General features: G+C 69.9%; 12 protein-coding genes. All 12 read right to left on the reverse strand.

Annotation, left to right across the window (positions count from 1 at the left end; genetic code table 11):
* Positions 1 to 12 precede the first annotated feature (12 nt).
* Positions 13 to 1,149, reverse strand: coding sequence for a DUF5938 domain-containing protein (locus K343_RS0110370; RefSeq protein WP_028008019.1), 1,137 nt, complete (start codon positions 1,147 to 1,149; stop codon positions 13 to 15).
* 46 nt (positions 1,150 to 1,195) lie between these two features.
* The gene (locus K343_RS0110375) at positions 1,196 to 1,957 is read right to left on the reverse strand and encodes a glucose 1-dehydrogenase (RefSeq protein WP_028008020.1); all 762 of its coding nucleotides are present in this window, start codon (positions 1,955 to 1,957) and stop codon (positions 1,196 to 1,198) included.
* Positions 1,958 to 1,969: 12 nt separating this feature from the next.
* A complete protein-coding gene (locus K343_RS0110380) occupies positions 1,970 to 4,021 on the reverse strand; it encodes an acetoacetate--CoA ligase (protein WP_028008021.1) in 2,052 nt (683 codons plus the stop codon).
* 39 nt (positions 4,022 to 4,060) lie between these two features.
* Complete coding sequence (locus K343_RS0110385; RefSeq protein ID WP_028008022.1) at positions 4,061 to 4,534, reverse strand: DUF3237 domain-containing protein; 474 nt, start codon at positions 4,532 to 4,534, stop codon at positions 4,061 to 4,063.
* Positions 4,531 to 5,448: an alpha/beta hydrolase gene (locus tag K343_RS21665; protein WP_043112472.1), complete on the reverse strand. Its 918-nt coding sequence runs from the start codon at positions 5,446 to 5,448 to the stop codon at positions 4,531 to 4,533. Before K343_RS21665 ends, K343_RS0110385 begins: the two co-directional genes overlap by 4 nt.
* Positions 5,449 to 5,461: 13 nt before the next feature.
* Positions 5,462 to 6,280, reverse strand: a complete 819-nt coding sequence (locus tag K343_RS0110395) for a hypothetical protein (protein WP_028008023.1) — start codon at positions 6,278 to 6,280, stop codon at positions 5,462 to 5,464.
* A gap of 27 nt (positions 6,281 to 6,307) precedes the next feature.
* Positions 6,308 to 7,120 (reverse strand): SDR family NAD(P)-dependent oxidoreductase, encoded by an 813-nt coding sequence (locus K343_RS0110400; protein ID WP_028008024.1) that lies wholly within the window; start codon positions 7,118 to 7,120, stop codon positions 6,308 to 6,310.
* A 60-nt stretch (positions 7,121 to 7,180) separates the two neighbouring features.
* Positions 7,181 to 9,469, reverse strand: coding sequence for a hydantoinase B/oxoprolinase family protein (locus K343_RS0110405; protein ID WP_028008025.1), 2,289 nt, complete (start codon positions 9,467 to 9,469; stop codon positions 7,181 to 7,183).
* 52 nt (positions 9,470 to 9,521) lie between these two features.
* Positions 9,522 to 11,654, reverse strand: coding sequence for a hydantoinase/oxoprolinase family protein (locus K343_RS0110410; RefSeq protein ID WP_028008026.1), 2,133 nt, complete (start codon positions 11,652 to 11,654; stop codon positions 9,522 to 9,524).
* Positions 11,655 to 11,747: 93 nt separating this feature from the next.
* Positions 11,748 to 12,194 (reverse strand): acetone carboxylase subunit gamma, encoded by a 447-nt coding sequence (locus K343_RS0110415; protein WP_028008027.1) that lies wholly within the window; start codon positions 12,192 to 12,194, stop codon positions 11,748 to 11,750.
* Between the two features lie 33 nt (positions 12,195 to 12,227).
* Positions 12,228 to 14,204, reverse strand: a complete 1,977-nt coding sequence (locus K343_RS0110420) for a hydantoinase/oxoprolinase family protein (RefSeq protein WP_051278156.1) — start codon at positions 14,202 to 14,204, stop codon at positions 12,228 to 12,230.
* A 317-nt stretch (positions 14,205 to 14,521) separates the two neighbouring features.
* A complete protein-coding gene (locus K343_RS0110425) occupies positions 14,522 to 15,889 on the reverse strand; it encodes a DUF1329 domain-containing protein (protein WP_028008029.1) in 1,368 nt (455 codons plus the stop codon).
* Positions 15,890 to 15,913: the final 24 nt, after the last annotated feature.

Genomic DNA, 15,913 nt, shown 5'->3' on the forward strand with positions numbered 1-15,913 from the left:
CGTGCGCGCCCGTCAGCCGATGCGCGCCGACGCGGCGTTGACCGTGAGCTCCGGGCGCGACACCAGGCCGAAGCTCTGCAGCACGCCGAGCAGCTCGCGATGACCGAAGGCCTGGCAGCCGGACGCGAAGCCGTAGCGCTTCGGCGGCGCCTGCAGCAGGTGATAGGCAGCGTAGGCCTGCAGCAGGCCGGTCTGCTTGTAGTTGCAGACGCCGTGGATCACGCAGTGCGCGCGGCCGAGCGGGCCGCTGGCGTGCACCGAGTCGACCGAAGTGTTCTCGCGCGGATTCTCGCGCGGCGGCATGCCGGCCTGCAGGCTCGCCGCCATCTCCGACAGCTTCTTTTCGGCCTGATCCTTGGGCAGCGGCTTGATCTGCTCCTCGACCACCGCGGCGATCTGCACCACGCCTTCCATCACCGCGCGCGCAAACACGCCGCCCTGCGCCTTGACGTTGGCGACGCGCGGATCATTCTTGAACCACACCGGATGCGCGGTACCGCCCCAGGGCAGCGCCATCGCCGTCTCGTGCTGGCCCGGCACGACGACCTCCGACTTGGCGGTCGGCGACCACTGCACGTACTGGTTGCCTTCGAGGTAGTAGAAGTTGGCGGTGAGGATGCTGAAGATCGTCTGCGTCGAGGCGTAGGTCGGGAAGCCCTTCCACAGCACCAGGATGTCGAGCGTGTCGAGTCCCGGCGTCTCCAGGCACAGGTTCGCGGCGATCTCGCCGGTCGTGTACATCTGCGCGATGCCGGGCGCCAGCAGCAGGTTCTTGTCGGCGAACTTCTGCCCCCACTTCGCCTCGGCGTGCATCATCCAGTTCTGCTCGCCGTTGGTGTCGGTGTAGTGCGCGCCGGCGTTGAGGCAGGCCTCGACCGCCTCGTCGCCGTACTTCATGAACGGGCCGACCATGTTGCACATGACTTTGGCGCCCTGCATCAGCTTGGTCAGCGCTTCGACCGTGTGCTCGACCTCGGCGATCTCGTAATCGGCGTTCTCGATGCCCGGCACGCGGTCGAGCACTTCCTTGATGCGCCTGGCGTCGCGGCCGGCGGCGACGAACGGCACGCGATGCTCGCGCAGGTACTCGGCGACCAGGCGGCCGGTGTAGCCGGTGACGCCGTAGATGACGACGGGCTTCTTGCTCATGGTTTCTCCTCGGATTCTGCGGATGTCGTTTTCGGGATGGCCGTCGTCAGGCCGTCATGCCGCCGTCGACGACGAGGTCGGCGCCGGTCACGTAGCTCGATTCGTCGGACGCCAGGAACAGCACGCAGGCGGCGATCTCGGCCGGCCGCGCGAAGCGGCCGAGCGGAATGCGCGCCAGCGTGCGCGCCGCGAAGTTCTGCGCGTCGTCCGACGCCATCGACGCCAGCGCGCCGGCCACCATCTGCGTCTCGGCGAAGCCGGGGCAGACGTTGTTGATGCGCACCGGATAGCCGCTGCGCGCGCAGTGCACCGCCGCCGAGCGCGTGAACAGGCGCACGCCGCCCTTGCTGGCGTTGTAGGCCGGAATCAGCGGCTCGCCGATCAGGCCTTCGATCGAGGCGATGTTGACGATCGAGCCGCCGCCCGTCTTCATGCGCGCGATCGCCGCCTGCGTGCCGAGGAAGACGCCGCTCAGATTGATGTCGAGCGTGCGCTGCCAGTCGGCGAGCGTGATGCGTTCGACGTCGGCGATGCCGGCCACGCCGGCGTTGTTGACGAGCACGTCGAGCCGTCCCCACTCGGCCTGCGCCGCGTCGAGCGTCGCCGCCCACTGCGCGGCATCGGTGACGTCCTGCACGCGAAAGCGCGCACGCGCGCCGAGCCGCCGCGCCTCGGCCTCGCCGGCCGCGCGATCGACGTCGGTGAGCAGCACGCGTGCGCCTTCGGCGAGCAGTGCTTCGGCGGCGGCGAGCCCGAGGCCGCGGGCGCCGCCGGTGATGACGCAGACCTTGTCCTGTACGCGTCCCATGTCGTCTCTCCTTCAGGCCTGCGCCGGTGCCGGCGCGTCAGTGCGGGCGTTACCGCGCCAGTCGTAGTCGCGGCTCTCGGCGGCGAAGCGCACGAACCAGTCGATCGCTTCCGGATTCATCATCGCGTCGCGGCTCGCGGCCTTGTCGAGCGGCCAGCCCATCAAGAGCTTGCGCACCGGCACTTCCATCTTCTTGCCGGTCAGCGTGTACGGCACGGCGGCGACCGCGTAGATCTTGTCGGGCACGTGGCGCGGACTGCAGTCCTCGCGCAGCCTGGCGTTGATGCGCTTGACGAGACCGTCGTCCAGCTCGATGCCGGGCTTGAGGCGCACGAACAGCGGCATGAAGAAATGGCCGCCGGGCAGTTCGCAGCAGACGATCAGGCTGTCGGCGATCTCCGGCACCTGCTCGACCGCGCGATAGATCTCGGCGGTGCCGATGCGCACGCCGTAGCGGTTCAGCGTCGAATCCGAACGGCCGTAGATGTAGCAGCCGCCGCGCGCGTTGATCTTGATGAAATCGCCATGCCGCCAGATGCCGGGGCGGATGTGATCGAAGGCCTCGAAGTACGATTCGCGATAGCGCTTGCCGCCGTCGTCGTTCCAGAAGCGCACCGGCATCGACGGAAACGGCGTGGTCACGACCAGCTCGCCGACTTCGTCGACCAGCTCGCGGCCGTCGTCGCTCCAGGCGCGCACGTCCATGCCGAGCAGGCGCGTCTGGATCTCGCCGGCATGCACCGGCAGCGTCGGCGCGGCGCCGACGAAACCGCTGCACAGCTCGGTGCCGCCGGACTGCGAGGTCACCCACAGATCCTTCTTCACGCAGCGGTAGAACCAGGCGAAGGTCTCCGGCGTCGACGGCGCGCCGGCGACGACGATCGACTCCAGCCGCGACAGGTCGAAGCGCTCGCCGGGCACCAGACCCGCCTTCTCCATCATCTGCACGTAGGTCGGGCTGGCGCCGAAGCTGGTCGTGCCGGTGTCGGCGGCGAGCTGCCAGAGGAAATCCGGCGACGGGTGCGCCGGATTGCCGTCGTAGAGCACGATCGCGCTGCCGGTGAGCAGCGCCGCCAGCAGCAGATTCCACATCATCCAGCCGGTCGTGCTGTAGAAGAACATCACCGAATCCGGGCCGAGATTCAGGTGGAAGTGCATGAGCTTGAGATGTTCGAGCAGCGCGCCGACGTGGCTGTGCACGATCGCCTTCGGCAGGCCGGTGGTGCCCGACGAGAACACCACCCACAGCGGATGGTCCCAGGCGACGTGCTCGTAGCGGAACGTCTCGGCCGGCACTTCGGGCTGCGCCATCAGCTCGCCCCAGCGGCGCAGCGCCGGCCAGGCCGGCGGCGCCGCATCGGGCTTCAGGTACGGCAGCCAGACCAGCGTCTGCAGCGACGGCAGCGCCTCGACGATGCGGTGCACCTCGGCCTCGCGCGAAAAGTCCTTGCCGCCGAAGCGGTAGCCGTCGGCCGCGAACAGCACCTTCGGCTCGATCTGCGAGAAGCGCTCGATGACGGTCTGCACGCCGAACTCCGGCGCCGCCGACGACCACACCGCGCCGATCGCGACCGTCGCCATCATCGCGATCGCCGTTTCCGGCACGTTCGGCATGTACGACACCACGCGATCACCCGGCCGCACGCCGAGCGCGCGCAGCTGCGTGGCGAGGATGCGCACCTGGCGGCCGAGCTCGCGCCACGACATCGTCGCCAGCGGCCGCGTCTCCGACAGGTGGTGGAAGGCCGGCGCGTCCGGCGCGGTCTTCTCGTGGCGCAGCAGATGCTCGGCGTAGTTGACGCGCGAATCCTCGAACCACTTGGCGCCGGGCATCGCGCGGCGGTCGAGCACCTGCGAGTACGGCACCGAGGACTGCACGTCGAAGTAGTCCCATATCGTCGCCCAGAAGGCCTCGGGCTCGTCGACCGACCAGCGCCACAGCGCCGCGTAGTCGGCGGTGTCGACGCCGCGCTGCCCGCGCAGCCAGCGCTGGTAGCGGGCGATCTGCGAGCGCTCGGCGAACTCGGGTCGCGGGGTCCACAGCAACTCGCCTTCCTGCACCATGTCGTTCTCCTCTTGTTCTCGTGTGGCCAGGGCCTTTTCCTAGCGCAGCGCGTAGACCCGGTAGCGGACCTCGAAGGTCTGCAGGTCGGCCTCGCCGACGCCGACGCAGTACAGGCGCTGCAGCCACTGGTAGTCCGGATGCGCCGTGCGCAGCCGCGGGCCGGTGTGCAGCGCCAGCCGCGGCGGCAGCTCGCCGGCGAGAAAGCGCTCGTAGGCGTCTTCGCCGGCGTCGGCCAGGCCCGCATAGTCGACCTGGATCAGCGCGCCGTCGTCGGTCTCGATCGTCGCGCGCACGTCGAGCTGGCCGACGCCGTCGCGGCGCAGCGTGAACCAGTCGGCGCCGACCGGACGCAACCGGCCGCGCAGGCGCGGCCCCTCGACGCGGCCGCCGCTGACGTAGAAGGTCACGCGGATGCCCTCCGGCACCGGCCCGATCAGCTCGGGCGGCGCCTGCAGCGTCGCGTGCATCGAAAACAGCGCTTCGCCGCGCAATGCGAAATCGGCGTCGTTCATGCGGACTCCCGGTCGGTGTCGGCGGCCAGCGCGGCGGCGCAGAAGGCGGCGAGTTCGGCGACCGCGTCGTCGGCCTCGCGCAGCAGCCCGGCCTGCAGGTGGAAGTCGTGCCAGAGCCCGGCGTACTCGCGCAGCGTCACCGCGACGCCGGCGGCGCGCGCCTTGGCGACCCAGCGCTGCGCGTCGTCGTAGATGATTTCCTCGCTGCCGACGTGGACCAGCAGCGGTGGCAACCCGGCGGGATCGGCGTACAGCGGCGAGCAGGCCGGCGTGTCGGCGGCCAGGCCGCCGCGATACAGCGCCGACCAGTGCGCGCCGCAGGCCGGCGTCAGCAGCGGGTCGCGCGCGGCGCGCGCCTGCACGCTGGCGCCGCTCAGCGCCAGATCGGTCCACGGCGAAATCGTCGCCAGCGCTGCCGGCAGGCCCTGGCCGGCGTCGCGCAGGGCCAGCGCCAGCGCCAGCGCGAGGCCGCCGCCGGCCGAATCGCCGGCGACGGCGATGTGCGCGGCGTCGCCGACCTCGTCGAGCAGCGCGCGCCAGACCTCGCGCGCGTCGTCGAGCGCGGCCGGATGCGGATGCTCGGGCGCGAGCCGGTAGTCCGGCACGATCAGCTCCGCGCCGCTGTGCAGCGCCAGGCGCACGGTGATGGCGCGATGCGTGGCCGGCGAGCCGAGCACGTAGCCGCCGCCGTGCAGATAGAGAATCCGTGTCGTCGGCCGCGTGCCGCGGCGGCGCAGCCGCTCGACCGGCACGCCGCCGAGCGTAGCGTGGCGGCGCTCGGTGCCGCGCGGCGGCGGCAGCGCGCGCAACGCAGCGGCCGACAGCGCGCGCTGCACGGCGACCGGCACGCCCGGCTGCAGCGCGCGCTTGAGCAGGCGCAGCGCCGGCGGCACGAAGCGGGGCGGCAGATGCATTCGTGTCTCCCGTTCAGCGCAGCGCCGCGAGACGCTGCAGCACGGCTTCGGGCTGCGCGTCACCGGGAATGCCGGCGTAGCGGAAGCCGCCGGGCGGACACGGCGGCGCCTCGCCGCCGCTCCAGTACGCGGCCGGCACCAGCTGCGCCGCGTAGCGCGCCACCGCCGGCTGCGGCGCGACGACGAAATCGAGCGCAGCGGTGCCGGCATCGGCGCCGGCCGGCGCCGCCAGCCCGAGCGCCCAGCGGTAATGCGCGGCGACGTTCAGCACCGGCTGGTAGCGGCCGAGCGCCTCGGCCGTCGCCGGCGCGTCGGCTTCCTGCAGCAGCAGCACGTCGAGCCCGGCGTCGCCGAAGCCACGCAGGAAATCGGCGACATAGACGGCAGCGTCCTCGATGTCCTCGTCGCCGACGTCCGGCGCCTCGCCGCAGGCCTGGCGATAACTGTCGAGCAGCCAGCGCGTCGGCGACGGACAGGCCAGCGCCAGCGGCTGCGCGGCGAAGCTGGCGCGCAGGCCGGCCGCCAGTTCGGCGAGATGCCGCCGCAGCGCCTCGTCGGCGAGCAGCGTGCGCAGCGGATACAGGGTGCGGCGCTTGGCCGCCATCGCCGTGCGCAGCGCCGGATGCGCCTGCAGCCAGGCCGCGCAGACGGCGCCGAGCGGCAGCTCGATGACGTCGGACTGCAGCAGGCCCTGCGCCTTGCGCTGCCAGGCGACCAGCGCCGAGACGTCGAGCCACGGCACCGCGCCGCCGGCGAGCAGCGCGCCGGCGTAGTCGGCGTAGTCGAGCCACAGCGCGCGGCGCCGGGCCAGCAGATCGTCGAAAGCTCCCATCGCTCGCTCCCGTTCAGACCGCGCCGCTCAGGCCGCGGTGTAGCCGCCGTCGAGCACCAGCTCGGCGCCGGTCATCCACCGAGTGGCGTCGGCGGCCAGATAGATCACCGCGCTCGCCACGTCGGCCGGCTCGCCGAAACGGCCCAGCGGATGCGCGGCCTTGATCGCGCCCTCGGCGGTCGCGTAGTCCGGCGCCAGACCGAGGTCGACGAAGTGCTGGATGAAGTTGGTGCCCATCTCGGTCGCGACGATCGCCGGGTGGACCGAGTTGACGCGGATGCCGGTGCCGAGCTGCGCGCACTCGACCGCCGCCGCCTTGGTCAGCAGGCGCACCGCGCCCTTCGAGGTGTGATAGGCGGCGTGGCCGGTGGTGCCGATCAGGCCGGCGACCGACGACAGGTTGACGATGACCCCGCCCTCGCCCTGCGGCGGCGCCATCGCGAGGATCGCGTGCTTGATGCCGAGGAACACGCCGGTGACGTTGACGTCGAGCACGCGCCGGAAATCCTCGACCGTGCATTGCGAGAGCAGCGCCGCGGTTTCGATGCCGGCGTTGTTGACGAGGATGTCGAGGCGTCCGTAGCGATGCTGCGCGAGTGCCACCGCCGCCGCCCACTGCGCCTCGTCGGTGACGTCGTGCACGCAGGCGTCGGCGCTGCCGCCGGCGCTGCGGATCGCCTGCACGGTCGCGCGCCCGCCGCCGTCGGCGACGTCGGTGACCAGCACGCGCGCCCCGGCCTGCGCCAGCGCCAGCGCGATCTCCGCGCCGATGCCGCGTGCCGCGCCGCTGACCAGCGCCACCTTGCCGTCGAGCCGGAACCGCTTGCCGTAGTCGGTCATCGTGATCTCCTCGCCGCCTATGGCGGTCGTCGTCGTTTTCGTCCGGACAGCGTCCGCGCCTCAGCGCGCGGCGCGGCAGGCCTCGAGCTCGGCTCCCTGCGCCGCCAGCTGCGCCTCCAGCGCCGCAATCTGCAGGTCCTTTGGATTGGGCATGAACACGCCCTGCAGCTGATCGGCGTCCATCACCACCTTGAGATTGATCGCCGGGTTCTGCGCGTAGATGCGACGGTTGTCGTCCCAGCTGCCGAAGTACGGCAGGTGCGCCGGCGGCTCCGGCGTGACCCATTCGGCGACGAACGTGTCGAACGGCTGCGAGCGCGCGATGCGGGCGCGGCGCTCGGCGGCGCGCGCCTCGGCGGTCGCCTCGACGTCGACGACCAGCTGCTCGCGGTCGTAGACGACGCGGTAGATGTCCCAAGCGTTCTCGTGCGACATCAGGTCTTCGCGCAGATCCTTCATCACCAGTTCCGGATCGCGTTCGAGCACGTCGCCATAACCGCCGCCGGCGCCCTGGCAGATCATGTAGACCTCGCCTTCGTCGCACAGCTCGAAGGTCATGCCCATGTCGTTGCTGCTGTAGCGGCCACCCTTGATCGGCTGCTCGTTCATCAGCCTGACGATGTCGAACACCTCGACGATCTTCGGATTCTTCTTCAGCTCCTCGAAGATGTTGATGCCCTTGATCTTCAGCAGCTGGTACGACGGGCACGAGTAGCCGCCGAACAGGCCCTGCGCCGACGGAAACTTGGAGCCCTCGCAGCCGGTCATGAAGCCCCACATGCCCGAACCGCGCGCGGTGGCGATCTGCTCGTAACCCATGCCGCCGCGGTACTTGCCGAAGCCGATGCGGTCCTTGGCGATGCGCTGCGCGCCGAGGCGGATGATCGGCGTGTCTTCCTCGTTGATCTCGTGCTCGCCGGAATCGCACATGAAGCCGAACACCGGCGACACCGAGTGCTCGCCGTCGGCGTGGCTGCGCGCGCCCTGGCCGTTGCCGTTGATGTCGCCGCAGAAATTGCCGGTGACGTCGCCGTGCTGGGTGATGCCGCCGTAGATGAAGGTCGCGGCCTGGTCGTACTGCGAGGCGATGATCGCCGAGTACTTGTGCGGCAGGCTGTAGTTGAACTTGTTCATCGGGATGGTCCAGGCCACGCAGGCCTTGAACATCGGCATCAGGCTCATCGCCTGCGGCATTTCGCCTTCGGCGTCGATGATCGAGTTGCGGTCGGAGATGATCTCGATCGGCGACAGCACCGCCATCGTGTGCGGCAGGTCCGGCCAGATGTTCTGCAGCAGGCCGGTGCACAGCGCCGCCTTGAACGAGGCGATGTTGGTGTTGACCGAGCGGTTCATGAACTGCGGCGCGGTGCCGCGGAAGTCCATGATCATGCGCTCGCCCTTGACCGTGATCGCCAGCGAGATCTTCTGCAGCGCGTTCTCGCGCAGCGAGGAGTCCATGAACTGCAGCACGCGCGTGGTGCCGTCCGGCATCTCGCGGATGCGGCGGCGCATCTCGGCCTCGGTGTCCTCGAGGTGGCTGCGCAACGTGCCGACCAGCATGTCCTTGCCGAACTGGTCGAGGATGGCGATGATGCGCTCGCGCAGGCGCATGACGCCGTGCAGCTTGACCTTCATGTCCTCGAGCTGCAGCTTCGGATCGCGCACCGAGTTCTGCAGGAAGGTGACGAGGTCGCGCTTGAGCTGGAAGTTCTCGACGACCTTGAACGGCGACATCTTGATGCCTTCGTCGTACTTGCTCTCGGCGGCGGCCGGCATGCCGCCCGGCTCGCAGGCGCCGTTCTCGCCCTCGTGGATCGTGCTCGACAGCCAGCAGACCAACTCGCCCTTGTAGAACAGCGGCATCATCATCGACTGGTCGGTGTTGTGCACACCGCCGTAGCGCGCGTCGTTGTGGATGAAGCCGTCGCCGTCGCGGACGCCGACCGTCGGATCGTCGATCCAGTTCTTGATGATGAAGCGGATCGGATAGAAGCAGCAGGCAGCGAAGGCAATGATGCCGTGCGGCGCGATCATCGCCAGATCGCCCTGCGCGGTGTAGATGCCGGTGACGAGGTCGCCCCATTTGGCGCCCGGCGCGGCGCCCATCTGGTTGACCATCGTGAACGCTTCGGACAGCGCGGCGTTGATCAGGCCGCGCACGTGATGGACCTGGTGCGGATCGAGGCCGCCGGCCAGCGCCGTCTCCTCCATCGCCGAACGCGGCTGGATCTTGTGGTTGCGCATGATCTCCGGATCGGGGCCGAGGAACAGGCGGTTGTCGGCCAGGAACTTGTCGAGCAGCAGCTGGTCTTCGCCGCTCAGTTCGACCTTCTGGGGCATGTCATTCATTGTCGTCTCCTCGCGCCGCGCGTCAGTCGCTGCGGCTTGTCGTGTAGTCGTTTCAGTGGCCGCCGCGCGTGAACCACACGGCGCCCTGGGCGGCGGCGTAGTAGCGCCAGCCCGGTTCGATCAGATAGGTGGTCGCCGGCGTCGTCACCAGCGCCGGGCCCTCGATGCGCGTGCCTTCGGCGAGCGCGCTGGCGTCGTAAAGCCGCGTCTCGACGGCGCCGTCGTGACCCGGGAAGTGGCACAGGCGCGTGCCGACCGGCGTCGCCGTCCGGCCCGCACGGCCGTCGTCCTGGATGCCCGAGAACGCCGCCGTCGCCTGCTCGACGTACGAGCACACGCGCAGGGTGTTGATGCGCACGCCGGCTTCCGGCGACTGGCTGCCCTCGCCGAAGCGATCGCCGTAGCTGCGGTGAAACTGCTCCATCAGGCGCAGCACGTCGCGCTGGCTGTCGAGGCGGTTGAGGTCGGTGACGACCGCGGTCTGCACGCGCTGGTTGCCGTAGCGCATGTCGATTTCGAGCCGGTAGCGGATGTCGGCGGCGTCGAAGCCCTGGCGCAGCAGATCCTCGCGGCCGCGCCGCTCCAGTTCCTCGACGCTGGCGTTGAACGCGGCGTAGTCGGAGAAGAAGCGCTTCAGGTTCGGGTCGAACAGCACGGTCCAGGTGCTCGACTCGTGGATGTGCATCTGGTTCATGTTGCCGGCGCCGACCGCCGAGAACACCGACGAGAACGGCGGCGCCAGGATGCGGTCGACGCCGAGCACGGCGGCGATGCCGCAGGCGTGCAGCGGACCGTTGCCGCCGTAGGCCAGCACCGTGAAGTCCTTGGGCTCGTAGCCACGCGTGCGCAGCTCGGTGGCGATGCCGTTCGCCATATTGGCGTCGACCGTTTTCTTGATCAGCTTGGCCGCCTCGGTGAGATCGAGATCGAGCGCGTCGGCCAGATCCTCGAGCGCCTGGCGGCTGCGCCGCGGGTTCAGCTTGATGTGGCCGTTGGCGTAGTTCGCCGGATCGAGATAGCCGAGCAGCAGATCGGCGTCGGTGACGGTCGGCTTGAGGCCGCCGCGGTCGTAGCAGGCCGGACCCGGATCGGAACCGGCTGACTCGGGGCCAATCTTTACTGTCTTGAACAAGCGGTCGTAGCTGCAGATCGAACCGCCGCCGGCGCCGAGCGTGACCAGATGCACCATCGGGATCGACACCAGCCAGCGGTCGATCACCGGATTGAAGTCGTAGTGCTTGACGCCGCCCTGGTCGACGATGCCGATGTCGAAGCTGGTGCCGCCCATGTCGGTGGCGACGACGTTGCCGAGCCCGGTCTGGTTCATCAGGTGCTCGCTGGCGGCGATGCCGGAGACCGGCCCCGAATGCACGGTCTGCAGCGCGTCGGTCGAATTGAGCTGCGCCATGCCGCCGGAGTTGTGGTTGACCAGCATCGGCTTGTCGTAGCCCTGCGCGCGCAGGTTCAGCTCCAGCGTGCCGAGGCCGTGGTACATGGTCGCGTGCAGGAACGCGTCCATGATCGTCGACATCGAGCGCGCGTACTCGCCCTTGCGGCCGGCGACCTGGTGGCTGAGCAGCATCGGGATCGCGCCGAGCAGGTGCGCCGGATACTCCTCGAGGAAGATCTCGCGCACGCGCAGCTCGTGCGCGGGATTGACGACGCTGTTGGTGAAGGCGACGACCAGCGCCTCGGCGCCGGCGTCGACCAGTTCGCGGATGCAGCGCCGCACGTCGTCCTCGTCCAGCGGCCAGAACGGCTGGCCGAGATAGTCGATGCGCTCGCGTACCTCGCGGATCATCGGGATCGGCACGATCGCTTCCGGACGCTGCGCGTTCGGAATGTCCATCTGCCGTTCCTCGGACAGACCCTCGCCGTAACCGCGCGCCCGCGACAGCGGGATCGTGCTCTTGAAGCCGGTCGTCACCAGCGCGCCGATACGCGGCCCCTTGCGCTCGATCAGCGCGTTGGTGCCGAGCGTGGTCGCGTAGCGCACCGAGTCGACCTGCGAGAGCAGGGCCGGCACGTCGACGCCGAGATCGCGGCAGGCATTGGCCAGCGACTCGTTGAAGCCCAGCGCGAGGTTGTGATGCGTGGTCAGCGCCTTGCCCTGCACGTTGCGCCCGCCCCAGGCCACGAAGCAGTCGGTGAAGGTGCCGCCGATATCGACCGATACGCGTTTCATTCGAAAATTCCTCCAGTGTCCTTTGGCCGTCCGCGGCGCGGCGCCGGCATCGGTGCCGGGCGCGCTGCGCGGATCGCCGATCGGCAGCCGCGCCTAGCCGCGGTGCCCGTGGTGACCGTGCTCGTGTTCGGCATGCAGCTTGCGGCCGAGCAGCACCTTCTCCAGCGCCAGATCCGGGCCGGTGACCGGCTCGGTGACTTCCTCGCGGCCCTGCCACTGCGCCTTGAGCGCGTCGATGTCGAGCTCGATGTCGTGCAGCGGCGGATGGCCGGGCGGCAGGTACTCCGCCTCGAACATCGTTCCGCAGTTCGGGCAGTAGTACTCGAGGATCCGGCACCACTGCGGGTCCGGCGAGTAGGTGCGTGCGTAGCGCTGCGGATCGAGCAGCGGCTTGTGGATCTCGCGCGGATCGCGGTCGTAGACGCGCAGGCCGCGCTTGTAGTTCTCGCGCGCCGAGTTCAGCACGTGATCGCAGCGGCGGCACTCCCAGTTCTCGGTGTCGAGATTGATGCGCAGGTATTCGGTGATCAGGACTTTCATCGTGGCTCTCGTGTCGGTGGCGGACGCGGCGCTTCAGGCCTTCGTCAGCAGGATGTCGCCGCTGTCGTTGAACTCGAAGCGCCATCCGGCGTCGATGCGGCAGGTGTAGAACGCTTCTTCGAGCACGGCCGGACCGGCGGCGCCGGACTGCGCGGCCTGCTCCTCGGCGCGGTACAGCGGCACCGCCTGCGGCGCACCGTCGATCAGCACGCGGCGCGTGCCCGCTGCCTGCGCCGGCTGCGTGTGGCCGCTGAACTGGCCGGCGAGCTGCGGCTGCGCGATCGTCCTGGCGGCGAGCAGCGACAGCGTCAGGCGCGCGTCGGGCGCCAGACCCGCCGGCAGCGCATCGCCGTCCAGCGCCAGCGAGCGCTCGCCCTGCGCGTCGCTGACCTGCAGCGTGGTGGTGATGTCGCAGTCGTCGAGCTCGATGCCCTCGCCGTACATGCCGCGCCGTGCCTTCTGCAGCAGCGCCTCGGTCGCCGCACGCAGGCCGGCGGCGTCGTTGCTCGGCAGCGGCGCGTCGTACTGGTGGGCGATGTCGGAGAAGCCGAGGCCGAACGCCGAGAACACCGCGGCCAGACCCGGAATCAGGATGCGGCGGATGCCGGCGGCGTCGGCGACCTTGCAGACCACGAACGGCCCGCCGCCGCCGAACGCGGCCAGCGTCGTGTCCGGCCCGATCGTCGCGTAGGCGCGCAGGCTGTCGGCGACCTTGGCGACCCAGGCCGCCTCCATGCGCTGCGCCGCGGCCTCGACCGACACGCCGAGCGGCGCGGCGACCTTGTCCTGGATCACCGCACGCGCACGCTCGACGTCGATCTTCAGTTCGCCGCCGAAGAACGAGGCCGGATCGAGCAGGCCCTGCACGAGGAAGGCGTCGGTGATGGTCGCCTCGGTGCCGCCGAGTCCGAAGCAGGCCGGTCCGGGCGCGCTGCCGACCGACTGCGGACCGACGCGAATTTCGCCGTTCTCGACGCGGATGATCGAGCTGCCGCCGACGCCGACGCTGACGACGTCGCACAGCGGCATCGACGTGCTGACGCCCTCGACCTTGCCGCGCGTGTCGGCGCGCACCCGGCCGTCCTCGACGATGCCGATGTCGGTGGTGGTCCCGCCGACGTCCATCGACAGCAGCTGGCGCAGGCCGTAGTGCGCGGCCAGCGCCCGCGCGCCTTCCATGCCGCCGCGCGGACCGGACGAGTAGGTCTTGATCGCCGTGGTCTTGGCGACGCGCGCCGAGTGGCCGTCGTTGCGGAAGATCAGCAGCGGATGGCGCGCGCGGTTCTCGCGCAGCTTGTGCTCGGCCGAATACAGGAAGCGCTCCATCGCCGGATGCAGGAAGGCGTTGAACAGCGCGCTCCAGGCGCGGCGCGCGTCGTGCTCGTCCTCGACCAGCTCGTGCGAGTACAGCAGCGGGATCGCGCCCAGCAGGTGCGGCGGAAACTTGCGCAGCAGCAGGCTGCGCACGCGCCGCTCGGCGTCGCCGCGGCCGGCGCCGCCGAAGGCGATGACGATGCGGTTGGCGCCGCTTGACGCGAGCTGGTTGACGGCAGCCACCGCGGCGCGCGCCAGAACCTCCTCGTCGGCGCCGGCGTCGAGCGTCGCGACGCGCTCACCGACCAGCGCGTCGAACAGCGCCGACGCGCCGTCATGCGCCCGCACCGCCCCGGCATCGAGGCCGTTGCCGGTGATCAGGCCCAGACGCGGACCCTTGCGCTCGACCAGGGCGTTGGTGCCCTGCGTCGTCGAGTAGCGGATGTGCGCGGTCGACAGCAGCAGTTTCTGCAGGTCTTCCTCGCCGTAGATCACACGCGAGGCTTTCTTCAGGCCTTCGAACAGGCACTTCGACAGGTCATACGGCGTGGTCAGCGTCTTGGTGCGCCAGACCTTGCCGCCGTCGATCACGCAGATGTCGGTCAGCGTGCCGCCGTTGTCGATGTTGATCAGCTTGCCGGCCGGCGCCGCCGCCGCGGCGCGCGCGTCGGACGGGTCCTTGAGTACAGCGTTCATGCCGCGACCTCCGTGGCAGAAAGGAAAAAGGACGGAGGAAGGGCATGGCCCGTGTCGATGACTGGCATGGCGGTCTCCTCCGCGCAAGGGTCGGGCTCTTCGCGAGCCTCGTTCTGGTGAAGAACACTAAGCGTGTCGCTGCGCTTCACCGCTACCCGCTCGGGTAGTTTTTGAATCCCGAGCGCCGCGATGCTGCCGGTGCCGCAACTTCAGCTGCGTTCCGCGCCGGCGCGCCGCGCTGTACGCCGACGCGAACGGCCGTCGCATCGGCGCGCGCCGGACGTCCGCACACGGCAACGGCGCTGCGGCGCACGGGCTCAACCGAGCCGCATCAGCGCGGCGTTGGTCAGATAGCGTTCGTAGATCGCCGCATCGTTGACGGTGGTCACGTGGCCACCGGCGACGCTGCGCACCTGTTCGAGGCGCGTCATGCGCCCGCTCTGGATGTCGTAGGCGTGCACGTGTGCCCACGACCAGTACGGATGGGCGCCGTCCTTGAACGACTTGCCGCCGTCCTCGTACAGCGCGTAGGCGCCGTCGAAGGAACGGTACGGCTGGCCGCGGCGGTCGTACGAGACCATCGCGATCGGAAGCGCAGTGCGCGCGTCGAACCAGACGCGCTTCTTGCTGACCGGCGCGCGCGGGAAGCCGATCGGTTCGGCCTCGACGACGATCGCCTCCGGCACCAGCTCGACGGTGGTGTCCCAGAAGGTCTTGCCCTTCGGGCCGCCGTGCGTGCGGTGCTCCCAGTTCGGGTGCGCCGCGTTCCAGCCGCCGGACACCGCGGCCAGCGCCGGACCACGGCCGACGACGCGATAGTTGCCCCAGGTGTGCAGCGGATCGCCGGCCGCCCAGGCATCCGACAGGTACAGCGTCGAGCCCGGCACCAGCGGTTCGAAGCGCTGGTCGGTCGGAAACTGGCGGATGCGCTTGAACGCCGGCAGGTAGCCGTACAGATCGGGGAAGGCGTGCTGGTCGTAGGCCCAGACGTTGAGATAGGCGGTGCCCTTGACGCTGTCCGGGCCGACGAAGAACACCGTCTGGTAGCGCAGCTTGTCCTCGCGGCCCGGCCAGTACGGCTTCGGCTCCAGGCGCACGCGCGCGACCGGCGACAGCTCGGCCCAGCCGGCCTGGTACTCGAAGGCGACCTCGCCCTGCGGATCGAGGTCGTACTCCTTCATGGCGTAGAGCACGGCGTCGTGACGGCCCCAGCTCAGCGTCAGCCCGGCCATCAGTTCGAGCGCGTCGGTGCTACCCGGGAACGGATGACCGCCGATCCACGGCCGGCCGTCGGCGGCGACGACATTGCCGCGCGCGTCGAAGCGCGCCTGGCCGCGGTTCTTCAGCGTCGCTTCCAGATATTCCCAGGGCGACAGCCGCATGATCTCGGTCGTCGTCGGCGCCACACGCAGGCGGCGGCCGAGCGTGGCGATCTGCGCGTACTTGATCGGTTCGAGCAGGTCCTTGACCAGCTCGACGTTGGCGGCGCTAATCTCGTCGCCGGCCTTGATGCGGCCCTTGCTGTACGCCTCGATCGACAGCAGCTCGTCCGGGTAGGCCTTGCTCACCTCGCCGGTCTGCGCGACCGCGTCCCACAGCGGCATCAGCACGCCGGCCGCGGCCGCGCCCGACAGCGCGAGGAAGTGCCGGCGGCTGTAGCCGGGTCCGTAGCGGCGCAGGTGCATGCGGGGCTTCTCCAAAAAATACGG

This window comes from Solimonas flava DSM 18980, assembly GCF_000426685.1.
GTDB lineage: Bacteria > Pseudomonadota > Gammaproteobacteria > Nevskiales > Nevskiaceae > Solimonas > Solimonas flava.

Excerpts from the sequence above, each read along its gene's own strand:
- K343_RS0110370 (WP_028008019.1), bottom strand. The coding sequence starts at position 1,149 with ATGAGCAAGAAGCCCGTCGTCATCTACGGCGTCACCGGCTACACCGGC.
- K343_RS0110375 (WP_028008020.1), bottom strand. The coding sequence starts at position 1,957 with ATGGGACGCGTACAGGACAAGGTCTGCGTCATCACCGGCGGCGCCCGC.
- K343_RS0110380 (WP_028008021.1), bottom strand. The coding sequence starts at position 4,021 with ATGGTGCAGGAAGGCGAGTTGCTGTGGACCCCGCGACCCGAGTTCGCC.
- K343_RS0110385 (WP_028008022.1), bottom strand. The coding sequence starts at position 4,534 with ATGAACGACGCCGATTTCGCATTGCGCGGCGAAGCGCTGTTTTCGATG.
- K343_RS21665 (WP_043112472.1), bottom strand. The coding sequence starts at position 5,448 with ATGCATCTGCCGCCCCGCTTCGTGCCGCCGGCGCTGCGCCTGCTCAAG.
- K343_RS0110395 (WP_028008023.1), bottom strand. The coding sequence starts at position 6,280 with ATGGGAGCTTTCGACGATCTGCTGGCCCGGCGCCGCGCGCTGTGGCTC.
- K343_RS0110400 (WP_028008024.1), bottom strand. The coding sequence starts at position 7,120 with ATGACCGACTACGGCAAGCGGTTCCGGCTCGACGGCAAGGTGGCGCTG.
- K343_RS0110405 (WP_028008025.1), bottom strand. The coding sequence starts at position 9,469 with ATGAATGACATGCCCCAGAAGGTCGAACTGAGCGGCGAAGACCAGCTG.
- K343_RS0110410 (WP_028008026.1), bottom strand. The coding sequence starts at position 11,654 with ATGAAACGCGTATCGGTCGATATCGGCGGCACCTTCACCGACTGCTTC.
- K343_RS0110415 (WP_028008027.1), bottom strand. The coding sequence starts at position 12,194 with ATGAAAGTCCTGATCACCGAATACCTGCGCATCAATCTCGACACCGAG.
- K343_RS0110420 (WP_051278156.1), bottom strand. The coding sequence starts at position 14,204 with ATGAACGCTGTACTCAAGGACCCGTCCGACGCGCGCGCCGCGGCGGCG.
- K343_RS0110425 (WP_028008029.1), bottom strand. The coding sequence starts at position 15,889 with ATGCACCTGCGCCGCTACGGACCCGGCTACAGCCGCCGGCACTTCCTC.